Source organism: Mycobacterium sp. RTGN4, assembly GCF_033804635.1.
Taxonomy (GTDB): domain Bacteria; phylum Actinomycetota; class Actinomycetes; order Mycobacteriales; family Mycobacteriaceae; genus Mycobacterium.
The window spans coordinates 18325-33202 of record NZ_JAPZLB010000011.1 but is presented as its reverse complement, the minus strand read 5'-3'; the positions used below and the strand labels follow the sequence as shown (position 1 = coordinate 33202).

14 protein-coding genes are annotated in these 14878 nt (G+C 65.3%); 9 read left to right on the top strand and 5 right to left on the bottom strand.

Annotated features, from left to right (window positions below; translation table 11 throughout):
• Position 1: 1 nt before the first annotated feature.
• From SLQ30_RS22600 to SLQ30_RS22590, 3 genes are all read right to left on the bottom strand, one after another.
• On the bottom strand, positions 2–1060 hold the full coding sequence (locus SLQ30_RS22600; protein WP_319450809.1) for an ABC transporter permease: 1059 nt from the start codon (positions 1058–1060) through the stop codon (positions 2–4).
• Between the two features lie 31 nt (positions 1061–1091).
• Positions 1092–2078: a substrate-binding domain-containing protein gene (locus SLQ30_RS22595; protein WP_319450810.1), complete on the bottom strand. Its 987-nt coding sequence runs from the start codon at positions 2076–2078 to the stop codon at positions 1092–1094.
• 209 nt (positions 2079–2287) lie between these two features.
• On the bottom strand, positions 2288–3019 hold the full coding sequence (locus SLQ30_RS22590; protein ID WP_319450811.1) for a GntR family transcriptional regulator: 732 nt from the start codon (positions 3017–3019) through the stop codon (positions 2288–2290).
• A 153-nt stretch (positions 3020–3172) separates the two neighbouring features.
• Here SLQ30_RS22590 and iolC point away from each other — a divergent pair, with 153 nt between their 5' ends.
• The 9 genes from iolC to SLQ30_RS22545 all read left to right on the top strand — a co-directional run bounded on the left by iolC (position 3173) and on the right by SLQ30_RS22545 (position 13178).
• A complete protein-coding gene (iolC, locus tag SLQ30_RS22585; protein ID WP_319450812.1) occupies positions 3173–4174 on the top strand; it encodes a 5-dehydro-2-deoxygluconokinase in 1002 nt (333 codons plus the stop codon).
• On the top strand, positions 4167–5048 hold the full coding sequence (locus tag SLQ30_RS22580) for an aldolase (RefSeq protein ID WP_319450813.1): 882 nt from the start codon (positions 4167–4169) through the stop codon (positions 5046–5048). The genes iolC and SLQ30_RS22580 overlap by 8 nt, the downstream gene beginning before the upstream one ends.
• A 33-nt stretch (positions 5049–5081) precedes the next feature.
• Positions 5082–5948 carry a 5-deoxy-glucuronate isomerase gene (gene iolB / locus SLQ30_RS22575; protein ID WP_319450814.1) on the top strand — a complete coding sequence of 289 codons (867 nt, stop codon included), beginning with the start codon at positions 5082–5084 and terminating at the stop codon, positions 5946–5948.
• A 3-nt stretch (positions 5949–5951) separates the two neighbouring features.
• The gene (gene iolD, locus SLQ30_RS22570; RefSeq protein ID WP_319450815.1) at positions 5952–7910 is read left to right on the top strand and encodes a 3D-(3,5/4)-trihydroxycyclohexane-1,2-dione acylhydrolase (decyclizing); all 1959 of its coding nucleotides are present in this window, start codon (positions 5952–5954) and stop codon (positions 7908–7910) included.
• 12 nt (positions 7911–7922) lie between these two features.
• On the top strand, positions 7923–8828 hold the full coding sequence (locus SLQ30_RS22565) for a sugar phosphate isomerase/epimerase (RefSeq protein WP_319450816.1): 906 nt from the start codon (positions 7923–7925) through the stop codon (positions 8826–8828).
• A gap of 13 nt (positions 8829–8841) precedes the next feature.
• The gene (locus SLQ30_RS22560) at positions 8842–9861 is read left to right on the top strand and encodes a Gfo/Idh/MocA family oxidoreductase (RefSeq protein ID WP_319450817.1); all 1020 of its coding nucleotides are present in this window, start codon (positions 8842–8844) and stop codon (positions 9859–9861) included.
• 1 nt (position 9862) lies between these two features.
• Complete coding sequence (locus SLQ30_RS22555) at positions 9863–10750, top strand: sugar phosphate isomerase/epimerase family protein (RefSeq protein WP_319450818.1); 888 nt, start codon at positions 9863–9865, stop codon at positions 10748–10750.
• A 7-nt stretch (positions 10751–10757) separates the two neighbouring features.
• On the top strand, positions 10758–12251 hold the full coding sequence (locus tag SLQ30_RS22550) for a CoA-acylating methylmalonate-semialdehyde dehydrogenase (protein ID WP_319450819.1): 1494 nt from the start codon (positions 10758–10760) through the stop codon (positions 12249–12251).
• A gap of 78 nt (positions 12252–12329) precedes the next feature.
• The gene (locus SLQ30_RS22545) at positions 12330–13178 is read left to right on the top strand and encodes a sugar phosphate isomerase/epimerase family protein (RefSeq protein WP_319450820.1); all 849 of its coding nucleotides are present in this window, start codon (positions 12330–12332) and stop codon (positions 13176–13178) included.
• Here SLQ30_RS22545 and SLQ30_RS22540 read toward each other — a convergent pair.
• Together SLQ30_RS22540 and SLQ30_RS22535 are read right to left on the bottom strand one after the other, a co-directional pair.
• A complete protein-coding gene (locus SLQ30_RS22540; RefSeq protein WP_319450821.1) occupies positions 13175–13792 on the bottom strand; it encodes a TetR/AcrR family transcriptional regulator in 618 nt (205 codons plus the stop codon). The genes SLQ30_RS22545 and SLQ30_RS22540 overlap by 4 nt on opposite strands.
• Positions 13789–14862 (bottom strand): dihydrodipicolinate reductase, encoded by a 1074-nt coding sequence (locus SLQ30_RS22535; protein WP_319450822.1) that lies wholly within the window; start codon positions 14860–14862, stop codon positions 13789–13791. Before SLQ30_RS22535 ends, SLQ30_RS22540 begins: the two co-directional genes overlap by 4 nt.
• Between the last annotated feature and the right edge of the window lie 16 nt (positions 14863–14878).

Below are 14878 nucleotides of genomic sequence, written 5' to 3'. Positions count from 1 at the left end.
TCTACCTCTTCGCTGCGTAATTGCGGACGACGTTGTTGGCGATCACGGCAAACAGGAGCATGGCGCCAAGGAAGAACTTGAACCAGTCGGGATTCCACCCTGCGTAGACGATGCCCTGGTTGGTCATGCCGAAGATGAACGCACCGATCAGCGTGCCGATTGCGGTGCCGTAACCACCCGTGAGGAGGCAGCCACCGATGACGGCGGCGATGATGTAGAAGAACTCGTTGCCAACACCCTGTCCGGACTGAACCGTGTTGAACGAGAACAACAGATGCATTCCGACGAACCAGGCGCAGAATCCGACGAACATGAAGAGCCCGATCTTCACCTTGGTCACCGGCACACCAACCGCACGTGCACTGTCCTGATTGCCACCGACCGCGAATATCCAGTTTCCGGTGCGGGTCTTGAACAGCACGTACGTGGCGATCAGGGCGAACAGGATCCACCACAGCACCGTCACTCGAACGGATATCGGACCCAGCGGAATCGTGGAGGCAAAGACGGCGTGTCCGGAATCGAACCCCTGCATGTCGGACACGCTCGGCGTGGCCACCTGACCGGACAGCAGTTTGGTCACTGCGAGATTGATTCCAGCGAGCATGAAGAACGTGCTCAGCGTGATGAGGAAGGACGGGATCTTCGTCTTCATCACCATGTAGCCGTTGAAGAAGCCGACCGCCAATGACACCATGAGCGCCAGCGCGGCACCGGCCCATAGGTTCAGGTGCAGGTTGTACGCGAGCATTGACGCCGCAAGCGAACTGGTGGTGACCGCGACGCCCGTCGACAGGTCGAACTCGCCGCCGATCATCAGGAGCCCGACACCGACGGCCATGATGCCGATCTGCGAACTCGCGTAGAGCACGGTCGCCACCGATTCGGGTGACCGGAAGGGCGGGGCCACCGCGAGGAACAGGATCACGATGGCGATTGCGCCGACCAGTGCGCCCATTTCAGGGCGAATCAGCAAGCGTTGCAGACGATTCTGCTCCTTGACCCGTTCATCAGTGACGACCTGGTGGGTGCCGAGGTCGAGATCGGCCTGGGTAGACATCAGTTTTCTCCGTTCTTCCCACGAGTGCTCATCACCGAGTCCCGTTCTTTGCGTATTCGGCGACCGCCGCGACATTCGTCTTGTCGATGAACGCCGGCCCCGTCAGTACGGGCTGGTTACCGCCGATGATGTTTCCGTTGTTGAGGTACAGCCATAGCGAATCGACTGCGAGGTAGCCCTGCAGGAACGGCTGCTGGTCGACCGCCCACTGGACGTCGCCGTTTTTGATCGCGTCGACGAGCGCCGCGTTGGTGTCGAAGGTGGCGACCTTGGCGGTGCTACCGGCATTCTTGACCGACTGCACAGCGGTCAGCGCGAACGGTGCGCCAAGGGCAACCACGTAGTCGATGGACGGATCCTGCTGAAGCTTGGCAGTGATGGTCGCCTCGACGGAGGGCATGTCCTTGCCGTTGACGTTCAGGGTCTCACTGGCCGGGAAGGTGTTCTTCAGCCCTGCGCAGCGCGCTTCGAGGTCGACGTGGCCCTGTTCCTGAATCACGCAGACGACCTTCTTCGCGCCGTCGGCGGTCAACCGCTTGCCGGCCTCCTGGCCGGCGATGAATCCGTCTTGGCCGAAGTACTCCTTGACGCCCAACTTCTGCCAATCGTTCAGCCCGGCATTGAAGGCCACCACCGGAATGCCCTTGGCCGTCGCAGCGTCAACGCCAGGCTTCATGGCGTCGGGCTTGGCCAGCGTGACCGCGATGCCCTTGACACCACTGTCGATCGCGGTCTGGATGAGGTTGGCCTGGGCGGGCCCCTCGGGGTCGCTGGAATACCGCAACTCGATGTTGTCCTTCTTGGCAGCAGTCTCCGCGCCCTTGCGCACCAGGTCCCAGAACGTGTCGCCGGGCGCCTCGTGCGTGATCATCGCGATTGTCATCCGAGGGGTGTCGGCCGTGCCCGCCCCCATGCCACCGCCCGAGCTTGCCGGCTTTCCGCCGGTGCTGGAACACGACGCGAGCCCCAGTGCCAGTACCCCGGCTCCCGCGACTGCCGCCAACCGAACAAACTTCATCGTCTCTCCCGTCTATGGACATTCCCGTGTCGCTTCGCTCCTGCCCACCGGGCAAGTGCCGTGCGGCACGACCTTTAGACGATGTAATACGGGTCACAGACGAATGTCAAGACTTTGTTCGGACATTAGGACTGCAAGTCATATGCAACTTTGCGTGCAAAAGTTTGCCGGCTGTCCGAGGTTCGGAGAGCCGGGCGAATCAGAGTCGGTCAGCGGTCGACGAGCGTCGTCTCGAAGTAGTACCGCGACGCTCGATAGCAGTGGTCGCCGTACTCCACGGCCTTACCTGAGTCGTCATAGGCGGTGCGATTCATCGAAAGCAGTGGCGCGCCTGCCTTTTCGGTCAACAGCCGGGCCTCGACGCGCGTCGCCGGGCGGGCCCCGATGCGTTGCCTGGCCAGGCGAATGTGTACCCCACGCGCCCGCAAGGCCTGATACAGCCCGATGTTCTCCAACTCCTCGGGCTCCGGCGCCAAGTCGACGGGGAGGTAATTGTTCATCACCGCGAGTGGCTCGCCGTTAGCCGAACGCAGCCGTTGGATCGTCACGATCTCGTGCCCGCTGGCCAGATTCAGCTCGGCGGCAACCTCGTCGTCGGCCTTGCCGACCTGATAATCGAGCAACTGCGTGGTCGGGTCCTGGCCGGCGCGGGCCAGGTCGTCGAAGAGGCTGGTGAGCTCTACCCGCCGGTGGACCGGGTTCTGCACGACCTGCGTTCCGACTCCACGCTTGCGTACCAACAGGCCCTTGTCGACGATCTCTTGGATAGCCCGCCGGGTGGTGGGGCGGGAGAGGGTGAGCCGCTTGGCCAGGTCGAGTTCGTTCTCGAACCGGTCACCGGGGGCGAGGTGACCATCCCGGATGGCCGCCTCGATGGCCTGGGCCAGTTGGTAATACAGCGGTACGGGACTCGAACGGTCGAGTTCAACGTCCAACGGCACGTGGCCTCCGATCTCGGGTGACCAGACAAGACTGGCCCCAAGCGTAACATCCGCATGACCGCAAGTCAGAATGTCAGGACAAACTATTGACAGAGCGGAGTGACGCAGGGCACTCTCGTAAGCGAGCCCATCAACTACCGCCCGGGAGCTGAATTGTCCACCTCAGAGCCGTTCGACGTACTGGCCATCGGCCGGAGCGGCGTCGACATCTACCCACTGCAGATCGGTGTCGGCCTCGAAGAGGTGGAATCGTTCGGGAAGTTCCTGGGCGGAAGTGCGGCCAATGTCGCAGTGGCCGCGGCTCGGCTCGGCAATCGCACGGCGCTGATTTCCGGCGTCGGCGACGACCCGTTCGGCCGCTTCGTGAGCGCCGAGCTCGGCCGACTCGGGGTCGACAATCGATTCGTCGCCACGCATGACGCGTTCCCGACGCCGGTCACCTTCTGCGAGATCTTCCCGCCGGATGACTTCCCGCTGTACTTCTACCGCAAGCCGAGTGCCCCGGATTTGCAGATCGCGCCATCCGAACTCGACGCCGAAGCGATCCGGTCGGCCCGGCTGTACTGGTCGACGGTCACCGGGCTTTCCGAAGAGCCAAGCAGGAGCGCACATTTCGCTGCGTGGGAAGCGCGTGGGGCGAGCGAAGCGACGGGGGGACGTGGGGGCCGAGCACCCCTGACGGTGCTCGATCTCGACTACCGCCCCATGTTCTGGGACTCACCGGCCGCCGCCACCGAACAGGTGCAGAAGGCACTGCAACACGTCACCGTCGCCGTCGGAAACCGCGAGGAGTGCGAGATCGCTATCGGCGAGCGCAACCCGCACAAGGCGGCCGACGCCCTGCTCGACCTCGGCGTGGAGTTGGCGATCGTCAAGCAGGGGCCGCGCGGCGTGCTCGGCAAGTCCAAGCACAGCTCGGTGACCGTCCTGCCGAATGAAGTAGACGTCGTCAACGGCCTCGGTGCCGGAGACAGCTTCGGCGGCAGCCTGATTCACGGGCTGCTGCGGGGCTGGCCGCTTGAGAAGACACTCCGGTACGCCAACGCCGCAGGCGCCATCGTCGCATCCCGACTCGAATGCTCGACCGCCATGCCGACCGCCGCCGAAGTCGCGGAGTTGGCCGAACTGACCGCCGTGGAGGCCGTGAATGTCTAACCAACTCTGCGCCGACTACGCCGCAGTGACCGATGTCCGCGCTGCCGATCCCGGTGCCGTCGCCCGCGCCTGGGAGGCCCGCACCACCCGCCCGACCATTCAGGGCGACGGCCGACTGATGATCGTCGCCGCCGACCATCCCGCCCGGGGCGCGCTGGCCGTCGGCAACCGCCCGACCGCCATGAACAGCCGCACTGACCTGCTCGACCGCTTGCGCGCCGCGCTGGCCGACCCAGGCGTGGACGGTGTGCTCGCGACGTCGGACATCCTCGATGACCTGCTACTCCTCGGTGCGCTCGAGGGCAAGGTCGTGTTCTCGTCATTCAACCGCGGTGGCCTTGCCGGCGCATCTTTCGAGTTCGACGACCAGATGACCGCCGCCACCGCGGAGTCGACGGCCACCGCGAAGATGAACGGCGGAAAGATGCTGTGCCGCATCGCCCTCGACGATCCGGCCACGGTGACGACCATGGCGGCCTGCGCCAAGGCCATCGACGAACTCGCGGCGCGTGGCCTGATCGCGATGCTCGAGCCGTTCATGTCCTCGCGTGTGAACGGCAAGGTGCGCAACGATCTCAGCCCCGACGCGGTCATCAAGTCGGTGCACATCGGACAAGGCCTCGGGTCCACGTCGGCCTACACGTGGATGAAGCTCCCGGTGGTCGACGAGATGGACCGCGTGATGGAGTCGACCACGCTTCCGACGCTGCTGCTCGGCGGCGATCCGGCCGACCCCGACGAGGCCTTCGCCAGTTGGGAGAAGGCACTGGGGCTCCCATCGGTGCGCGGGCTCATCGTCGGGCGCACATTGCTCTACCCCAGTGACGACGACGTGAGCTCCGCCGTGGCGACTGCAGTCTCGATGGTGCGCTGATCATGGGCGAGCGAAGCGACGGGGGAAATTGAGATGCACAGCAAGCTCTACATCCCGGCCCGCAGCGCCACGCTGCCGTACACCGTCGACGTCACGCCGGAGTCGGCCGGCTGGACCGAATCCAGCTTGCAGGTGGTCGAATTCGAGGCGGGCCAGTCGCTCTCCCTGAACACCGGTGACACCGAAGTGATGATCCTGCCCCTGGCAGGCGGCGGAACCGTCGAGTGTGGAGGCACGTCGTTCGAACTCGCTCCACGCACCTCGGTCTTCGACGGCCCGTCCGACATGGTCTACCTCGGGATCGACCAGAGCTTCGTGCTCGGCGGTAGCGGCCGGTTCGCGATCTGCGGTGCGAGGGCCAAGCGGTCGTTCCCCAACCGCCGGGTCGCCGCAGCCGACGTGTCGGTGGAACTGCGAGGTGCGGGCAACTGCAGCCGTCAGGTCCACAACTTCGGCACTGCAGGCGTTTTCGAGGCCGACTCGCTGATCGCCTGCGAGGTCATCACACCCGGCGGCAACTGGTCGAGCTATCCCGCGCACAAGCACGACGAGAACACCCCGACCGAGTCGGAGCTCGAGGAGATCTATTACTTCGAGATCGCCGGCGGCCCGGACGGGTCGCGTGGATTCGGCTATCACCGCGTCTACGGCACGCCCGACCGACCGATCGAGGTACTCGAAGAGGTGCGGACCGGCGACGTGGTGCTGGTGCCGCACGGCTATCACGGGCCTTCTGTCGCCGCGCCCGGCTACCACATGTACTACCTGAATGTGATGGCCGGACCCGGCGCCGAACGCGCCTGGAAGATCGTCGACGACCCCGAGCATGCGTGGCTCCGCGGTACCTGGGACGACCAGGCCGTTGATCCGCGTCTACCACTTCACGAAACAGGAGCCTGAGCAATGGTTTCCACCGCGCCGAAGAAGGCCGAGAAGACTCCCGACACCGAGGCAGGAGTGCGACTCACCGTCGCGCAGGCCACCATTCGGTTCCTCGGCAACCAGTACGTCGAACACGACGGTGCCCGCACCAAGTTCTTCGCGGGCGCGTTCGGCATCTTCGGACACGGGAACGTGGCAGGTCTCGGCCAGGCGTTATTGCAGGATGAGGTCACCGCCATCGAGTCGGGCACCGAGCCGTCGCTGCGCTACGTGCTCGGCCGCAACGAGCAGGCCATGGTTCATAGCGCCGTCGCCTACGCGCGTCAGAAGGACCGGCTGCAGACGTGGGCCGTCACCGCCAGCGTCGGGCCCGGCTCGACCAACATGCTGACCGGCGCCGCGCTCGCGACTATCAACCGGCTGCCGGTGCTACTGCTGCCCGCCGACACGTTCGCTACCCGCGTCAGCTCCCCGGTGCTGCAGGAACTCGAACTGCCGTCCTCCGGCGACGTCACCGTCAACGATGCGTTCAAGCCCCTGTCGCGCTACTTCGACCGGGTCTGGCGGCCCGAGCAGTTGCCTGCCGCGCTACTCGGCGCGATGCGCGTGCTCACCGACCCCTGTGAGACAGGTGCAGCAACCGTGTCGATCCCGCAGGACGTCCAGGCCGAGGCTCACGACTGGCCGGAATCCCTGTTCGCCGAACGCACCTGGCACATCGCCCGCCCGCTTCCGGAACGCTCGGTGATCGCCCGCGCGGCCGACGTCATCCGGACTGCCCGCAAGCCGCTGATCGTGGCAGGCGGCGGCGTCATCTACTCCGACGCGACCGACGCCCTCGCGGCGTTCTGCGCGCAGACCGGCATCCCGGTCGGGCAGAGCCAGGCGGGCAAGGGGTCACTCCCCTACGACCATCCGCAGTCGGTCGGCGCCATCGGCTCGACCGGAACCACCGCAGCCAATGCGCTGGCCACCGAAGCCGATGTCGTCATCGGAATCGGCACCCGCTACAGCGATTTCACCAGCGCCTCGCGGACGGCGTTCAACAATCCCGACGTCCGGTTCGTGAACGTCAACGTGGCGTCCATCGACTCGGTCAAGCAGGGTGGCGTCAGCGTCGTCTCGGATGCGCGCGAGGCCATCGAGGCACTGAGCGCCGCGCTGGGCGACTACTCCGTCAGCGACGAATACCGCACCCGCACGGCCGAACTCGCCAAGGAGTGGGACGACACGGTCTCCGACGTGTATCAGATCGACGACGGCACTAGTTCTGTTGGCTTGAACCAGAACCAGGTCATCGGACTCGTCAACACCCTGTCCGACCCACGCGACGTGGTGGTGTGCGCGGCCGGCTCGATGCCGGGCGACCTGCACAAGCTGTGGCGCACCCGCGACCGCAAGGGCTACCACGTCGAATACGGCTTCTCCTGCATGGGTTACGAGGTCGCCGGCGGCATCGGCGCCAAGATGGCCGAGCCGGACCGCGACGTATTCATCATGGTCGGTGACGGTTCGTACCTGATGATGGCCACCGAACTGGTCACCGCCGTGCAGGAAAACGTCAAGGTCATCGTCGTGCTGGTGCAGAACCACGGATTCGCATCCATCGGTTCGCTGTCCGAGGCGCTGGGTTCCCAGCGGTTCGGCACGTCATACCGGTACCGCAGTGACGACGGCCGACTCGATGGTGCCAAGCTCCCAGTGGACCTGGCCGCCAACGCAGCCAGCCTCGGTGCCGACGTCATCCGGGTGGTCACGGCCGCCGAGTTCACCGATGCGGTCAAGGTCGCGAAGGCCAGCGACCGCACGACTGTGATCCACGTGGAAACCGATCCGCTGATCCCCGCTCCGGACAGCGAGTCCTGGTGGGATGTACCGGTTTCGGAAACGTCCACGCTGGAGTCCACCCAGTCCGCATATGCGACCTACGCGGACTGGAAGAAGATCCAGCGTCCCCTCATTCGTCCCAGCGACAGCTAAGGAAGCCCACCCATGAGCAGCATTCTGGTGGGGTCCGCCCCCGACTCCTGGGGCGTCTGGTTTCCCGACGACCCGGGTCAGACTCCCTACACCCGCTTCCTCGACGAGGTCGCCGCGTCCGGTTACGAATGGATCGAGCTAGGGCCGTTCGGCTACCTGCCTACCGATCCGAAGCAGCTGACCGACGAGCTCGCCGCCCGCAACCTGAAGCTCTCTGCGGGAACGGTTTTCGAGCACCTTCATCAAGACGATTCTTGGGATGCGGTGTGGAAGCAGATCGAGGACGTCGCGCGCCTCACCGCGGCTGTCGGTGGCACGCACGTCGTCGTCATCCCGGAGATGTGGCGCGATCCCGCCACCGGCGCCGTGCTCGAGGACCGCAACCTGACCCCCGAGCAGTGGGTCAAGAAGACCAAGGGCATGAACGAGCTCGGCAAGGCGATGTTCGAGAAGTACGGCGTGCGTGCGCAATACCACCCGCACGCCGACAGCCACGTCGACACCGAGGAGCACGTCTACCGCTTCCTCGACGGCACCGACGGTGAGTTCGTCAACCTGTGCCTGGACACCGGCCACATCAGCTACTGCGGTGGCGACAACATCGCGATCATCGAGCGGGCGCCGGAGCGCATCGGCTACCTGCATCTCAAGCAAGTCGACCCGGTGGTGCGCGCCAAGGTCGAAGCCGAGGATCTGCCGTTCGGCGAGGCCGTCAGGCTCGGCGCCATGACCGAACCACCACTGGGCATCCCCGACATGCCGCCGCTACTGGCCGCCATAGAGCGGCTCGGCATCGACGTGTTCGCCATCGTCGAGCAGGACATGTATCCGTGCGCCGTCGACGCTCCCCTTCCGATCGCCCAGCGCACCCAAAAGTACCTGGGGTCCTGTGGCATCCCGTCCGTCCGATTCAGTTAGGAGCTCAAAAGCCATGTCTGACTTGCGTGTAGCCGTCCTCGGGGTGGGCATCATGGGCGCCGATCACGTCGCCCGCCTGAGCACCAGGATCTCCGGCGCCAAGGTGACGGTGGTCAACGACTATCTCACCGAGAAGGCGGAGCAGGTGGCCACCACCATCCCCGGTTGCCGGGCCATCAGCGATCCGTTGGACGCCATCGCCGATGCGGGAGTGGACGCCGTCGTGCTCGCCACCCCCGGGCCCACCCACGAGAAGCAACTGCTGGCGTGCATCGAGCATGCCAAGCCGGTGCTGTGTGAGAAGCCGTTGACCACCGACGTCGACACCTCGCTCGAGGTGGTCAAGCGCGAGGCCGAGCACGGCACGCGGCTGATCCAGGTCGGCTTCATGCGCCGCTTCGACCACGAGTACGCCCAATTGAAGGCATTGCTGGACAGCGGCGACCTGGGTCGCGCACTGGTGCTGCACTGCGTCCACCGCAATCCTGCCGTGCCGCCGAGCTTCGACAGCGCCATGGTGGTGCGCGACTCGCTGGTCCACGAAGTGGATGTCACCCGGTTCCTCTTCGACGAGGAGATCGTCTCGATTCAGATCGTGAAGCCATCGGCGAATCCCGGTGCGCCCGAAGGGCTTGCCGACCCGCAGATCGCCATCCTGCGCACCGCGTCCGGCCGCCACGTCGACGTCGAACTGTTCGTCACCACCGGTGTGGCCTACGAGGTGCGCACCGAGGTCGTCGCCGAGAAGGGCAGCGCGATCATCGGACTCGACGTCAACATGATCAGCAAGACCGCCTCCGGCGCCTGGGGCGGGCAAATCACGCCCGGCTTCCGGGAACGGTTCGGCCAGGCCTATGACACGGAATTCCAGCGCTGGGTGGACGCGGTCAAGTCCGGAGTGAACGTCGACGGCCCTGGCGCCTGGGACGGCTACGCCGCGTCAGCGGTGTGCGAGGCGGGCGTCGAGTCGCTGAACAGCGGCCTGCCTGTCGAGGTGAAGATGGTGTCACGCGACTCGATCCCTGGAGCATGACATGAAGATCGCACTGGACCCGACGCCGTTCCACCACGACTACGAGCTGCTCGAATTCCCGGCGCTGGTAGCCGAACTCGGATATGAGCACCTGCAACTCACACCGCACCGGGACTTCATCCCCTTCTACAACCACCCCCGCGCCGACGACGATCTGGTGGCGAAGTTCCGCAAGGCCTGCGCCGATGCCGGCGTCGGGATCGCCTCGGTGCTCCCGGTGCTGCGCTGGTCGGGCCCCGACGAGGACGCCCGCGAAGCCGCTGTGCGAAATTGGAAGCGTGTCATCCACATCACGGTGGATCTCGGCGTCAACGTCATCAACACCGAGTTCTCCGGCAGGCCGGAACGGGCCGAGGAGTCCGAGCGCGCGTTCTTCCGCTCGATGGAGGAACTGATCCCCATCTTCGAGCGCGAGGGCATCGACGTCCGGATCGACCCGCACCCAGACGATTTCGTCGAGGACGGCTTCGAGGCGGTACGGATCATCCGTGGCGTCAACTCCCCCAACCTCGGCATGGTTTTTGTGGCCTGCCACGCTTTTCACATGCTGGGCACGATGGGCTCAGACATGACCGAGATCATGCGCGCTGCAGGCGACAAACTGCGGCTGGTGCACGTCGCCGACACCATGGACCACCACCGCAGCCACGGCCTGCGGTACATCACCAACCCCCCGGGCAACAGTGCCCGGGTGCACCAGCACCTGAAGATCGGCGACGGCGACGTCGACTGGGACGAGTTCTTCTCCGGACTCGCCGAAATCGGGTTCTACGACCGCCCCGACACCGTCATGGTTTCGTCGGTGTTCGCGGAGGACGAGAATGCGCAAGAGGTATCGCGCTACCAACTCGCCACCATGACCAACTACGTCTCCAAGTACAAGAATTGAGGATGAGATGACCAACACCATCGGCCACTGGATCAACAACAAGGTCTACCCGGGCACCGCAGGCACCACGGCACCGGTGACCAATCCCGCGACCGGCGAGATCACTGGAGAGCTCTCGCTGGGCAGTGTCGAGGACGCCCGTGCCGTGATCGATGCCGCCGCCGCGGCGTTTCCGGCCTGGCGCGACACCTCGCTGACCAAGCGCACGCAGATCCTGTTCAACTTCCGCGAACTGCTCAACACCCGCAAGGGTGAGCTCGCCGAGATCATCACCAGCGAGCACGGCAAGGTCGTCTCCGACGCCCTCGGCGAGGTCAGCCGCGGCCAGGAGGTCGTCGAATTCGCCTGCGGTATCCCGCATCTACTCAAGGGCGGCTACACCGAGAACGCCTCGACGAAGGTCGACATCTACTCGATCCGCCAACCCCTGGGCCCAGTCGCTGTCATCTCACCGTTCAACTTTCCGGCCATGGTGCCGATGTGGTTCTTCCCCATCGCCATCGCCGCGGGCAACACCGTCGTGCTCAAGCCCTCGGAGAAGGATCCGTCGGCCTCGCTGTGGCTGGCCAACCTGTGGGCCGAAGCCGGCCTTCCACCCGGGGTGTTCAACGTGCTCCAAGGCGACAAGACCGTCGTCGACGAACTGCTGACCAACCCGGCGATCAAGTCGATCAGCTTCGTCGGATCCACCCCGATCGCCCAGTACGTGTACGCCACCGGCACCGCCGCGGGCAAGCGCGTGCAGGCTCTCGGTGGCGCGAAGAACCACGCGGTGATCCTGCCCGATGCCGACCTGGACCTGGCTGCCGACTCGATGGTCAACGCCGGCTTCGGCTCGGCGGGCGAACGCTGCATGGCGATCTCGGCATGCGTGGCCGTCGGACCCATCGCCGACGAGTTGGTCGCCAAGATCGCCGAGCGCACCACGCCGCTGAAGATCGGCGACGGCACCAAGGACTCCGACATGGGTCCCCTGGTCACCAAGGCTCACCGCGACAAGGTCGCCTCCTACATCGACGCCGGTGAAGCCGACGGCGCCAAGATCGTCGTCGACGGACGGACCGTGAACGCCGACGGCGGACAGGACGGCTTCTGGTTGGGCCCCACCCTGATCGACCACGTCACCCCGGACATGAGCATCTACACCGACGAGATCTTCGGCCCGGTGCTGGCGGTCGTGCGCGTCGAGTCCTATGACGAGGCCCTGGAACTCATCAACTCCAACCCATACGGCAACGGCACCGCGATCTTCACCAACGACGGCGGGGCCGCGCGGCGCTTCCAGAACGAGGTCGAGGTCGGCATGATCGGCATCAACGTGCCCATCCCAGTGCCGATGGCCTACTACAGCTTTGGCGGCTGGAAGGCCTCGCTGTTTGGCGACACCCACGCCCACGGCACCGAAGGCGTCCACTTCTTCACCCGCGCCAAGGCCGTCACCAGCCGCTGGCTAGACCCCAGCCACGGTGGCATCGAGTTGGGCTTCCCGCAAAACCAGTAGCGGAACGCATCGAAACTGCGGTGAGCTCGTCGATTTCGCTGATGCGACGATCTCACCGCAGTCTCGAGAAGGACTGAAATGACAAAAGCACACCTCGTTGCGACGGCGTGGACAAGCGCCGGTGACACGTCGCCGATGCGATCACCTGCGACCAGTCCGGTCCCGATCGCGACACGCGTGGCGGCAGTGGCCGAAGCGGGTTTTGTCGGGATGGGCCTCATTGCTGACGATTTGAGCGCCGTCCGCGACTCGATCGGCTTCCCAGCGCTTCGGGAGCTGATCGCCGATCACGGGCTCACCCATGTCGAGATCGAACTGTTGGAGCGCTGGTGGATCCCGCGCGGCGAGCCGGGGCACAGCTACGCCGTGCGCGAGTTGTTGTTCGAGGCGGCCGACGTGCTCGAGCCAGCCTTCATCAAGATCGGCTCCGACCTCGGTGCACGCACGCTCCACCCTGAGCGGCTCGTCGAGCCGCTGCGTGAATTGGCCACGCAGGCAGTCGATCACGGCACCCGAGTGGCCATCGAGACCATGCCGTTCTCCATCATCACAACCGTGCCGATGGGGGCCGAGCTCATCGAGGCAACCGGACATCCTGCCGTCGGCCTGCTGGTGGACGCCTGGCATGTCTTCCGGGCGGGCACCTCGCTCGACGAGTTGCGGGCAGCGTTGCCTCCGGAATTGATCTTCGGCGTCGAACTCGACGATGCCGCCGCCACGGCGGTCGGGTCGGTGTTCGAGGACACCGTCGACAACAGATTGTTGTGCGGAGACGGCTCTTTCGATCTGGTCGGCCTGGTGACCGTGCTGCGTGAGCTCGGGTTCCACGGTCCGTGGGGCATTGAAATCCTGTCGAAGACGCACCGCAAGCGGCCGGTGGCCGAAGCCCTCAAGCTTGCCGCGGAGTCGGCGTTGACGGTGCTCTAGCTGCGCTCGCGGACGAACAAGCTCTCCGCCGAGAGGTACAACGTGAGCACGTCGACCAGCGCCTCCCGCTGTCGCGCGCTGTCGTAATCGGTCGGCGAAACCAGTTGTGGCAACGTCAATCCCCGCAGACACGCCCAGATCAGGTCGGCGATCGCGGTGCCATCCCGGTCAGGAACCAATTTGGCGCCCAGTGCGGTGAGCCCCGCATTCATGTCGACGAGGTGCCGGTTCAGCTTCTTGTTTCGGGTGACGCGCGTGGCCACCAAGATTTCCTGCGCAGCCATCGACGTCGGGTTGCTGAACGCCGACCAGGCCGCCTCCACGACGGCAGCGACGCGTGCTCGCAGCGGGCCAGCTGGGAGCTCCACCTCGGCGAGCGTTTGTTGAAGTCCCGCGAAACCCTGGTCCACCACGGCCATGAGGAGTTGATCGCGGTCGCCGAAATGGTATTGGATGACACCCCAGCTGACGTTGGCGCGTTCGGTGATGTGCTTGGCGCTGGCCGCGGCGAAGCCCTCCTCGAGAATGCAGGCCACGGTTTCGACGATGATCGCCGCCCGGGTTTCGTCGCCGCGCTGTTGCCGCGTCTCGCCGCGCCGGGTTGGTGCCGTCATCGCATCAGCCCGTGAACTTGAGCGATCGGGAGATCCCGCAGTGACGGCATGCCAGGAGGCGCCGCGCACACCGCTGGGATCGCGTTGACCACTTTGGCCGCGGTCGCAATGACACCGCCCTCATTCTGGTCGATGTCACCGGAGCCCACGTGAGCGTTGATCTCGACACCGGGCCTACCCGCCACCACGACACGGTGCACGCCACCGCGCCCCTCCGGCGGATAAGGCCAATCCGGGGCCGCGGCCTGGGTAAGACGATTGACGTGCTCCATCACGATGACGGGCGCGCCGTCCTTGATGCCCTCGACCGCGAATCGCACGGCGGCCACCTGACCAGGCTCGACGTGCATCATCGTGCAGTCGATCGGCTTGGGGGTCACCCAGGTCTCGTGGCGCTCGCGGACCTCGTCGAGCTCGACGCCAAGACACTCCGCCAGGTGCTTCACGGGGCCACCCCAGATCGAGCGGAGCACGCCGGGTAGGAACATCAGCGGCGGATCCTGGTCGGGTGTGAAGCCGAAACCGAAACTCACACCAGTGAACTCGGCGTCGTCGTAGGTGCCGTAGTCGAAGACCTCCTGAACCAGGATCGACGTGGCGGACTGGCATAGGCTGAGCGCGGCGAAAGGCAGCATGTCTCCGGAGAATCCGGGATCGATGCCGTTGACGTACATCGTGGTGCCGCCCTCGTGGCAGGCGGCGAGCAGCGGCTCCCGTAGCCACGCGTCGGCGGTGTCGGGATTGATCAGCCACACCATTGAGGTGGCGACGACGTTGGTGCCCGCGCTCAGAAATGCCGTGAGCTCGGCGAGCGCCTCGGTCGGTCGCGTCTCGCCCTGCGACGTGTAGACGACACAGTCGGCGCGCAGCGCCACCAGGGCGTCCACGTCGTCGGTCGCCGTAACGCCCGTCAGCTCGCTCAGCCCGCACAGTTCGGCGGCGTCACGGCCGATCTTGGCCGGGCTACTGGCGTGGACTCCGACGAGCTCGAGGTCGGGGTGCTCGATGAGCTGCCTCAGCGCGTGCTGCCCGACGTTGCCAGTCGAGAACTGGATTACTTTGAGCGTCAAGGGAACTCCAGAGTTC

Bases quoted from the DNA above. Each gene is read 5' to 3' on its own strand.
- SLQ30_RS22600 (WP_319450809.1), bottom strand. From the start codon at position 1,060: ATGTCTACCCAGGCCGATCTCGACCTCGGCACCCACCAGGTCGTCACT.
- SLQ30_RS22595 (WP_319450810.1), bottom strand. From the start codon at position 2,078: ATGAAGTTTGTTCGGTTGGCGGCAGTCGCGGGAGCCGGGGTACTGGCA.
- SLQ30_RS22580 (WP_319450813.1), top strand. From the start codon at position 4,167: ATGTCTAACCAACTCTGCGCCGACTACGCCGCAGTGACCGATGTCCGC.
- iolB (WP_319450814.1), top strand. From the start codon at position 5,082: ATGCACAGCAAGCTCTACATCCCGGCCCGCAGCGCCACGCTGCCGTAC.
- iolD (WP_319450815.1), top strand. From the start codon at position 5,952: ATGGTTTCCACCGCGCCGAAGAAGGCCGAGAAGACTCCCGACACCGAG.
- SLQ30_RS22565 (WP_319450816.1), top strand. From the start codon at position 7,923: ATGAGCAGCATTCTGGTGGGGTCCGCCCCCGACTCCTGGGGCGTCTGG.
- SLQ30_RS22560 (WP_319450817.1), top strand. From the start codon at position 8,842: ATGTCTGACTTGCGTGTAGCCGTCCTCGGGGTGGGCATCATGGGCGCC.
- SLQ30_RS22555 (WP_319450818.1), top strand. From the start codon at position 9,863: ATGAAGATCGCACTGGACCCGACGCCGTTCCACCACGACTACGAGCTG.
- SLQ30_RS22550 (WP_319450819.1), top strand. From the start codon at position 10,758: ATGACCAACACCATCGGCCACTGGATCAACAACAAGGTCTACCCGGGC.
- SLQ30_RS22545 (WP_319450820.1), top strand. From the start codon at position 12,330: ATGACAAAAGCACACCTCGTTGCGACGGCGTGGACAAGCGCCGGTGAC.
- SLQ30_RS22540 (WP_319450821.1), bottom strand. From the start codon at position 13,792: ATGACGGCACCAACCCGGCGCGGCGAGACGCGGCAACAGCGCGGCGAC.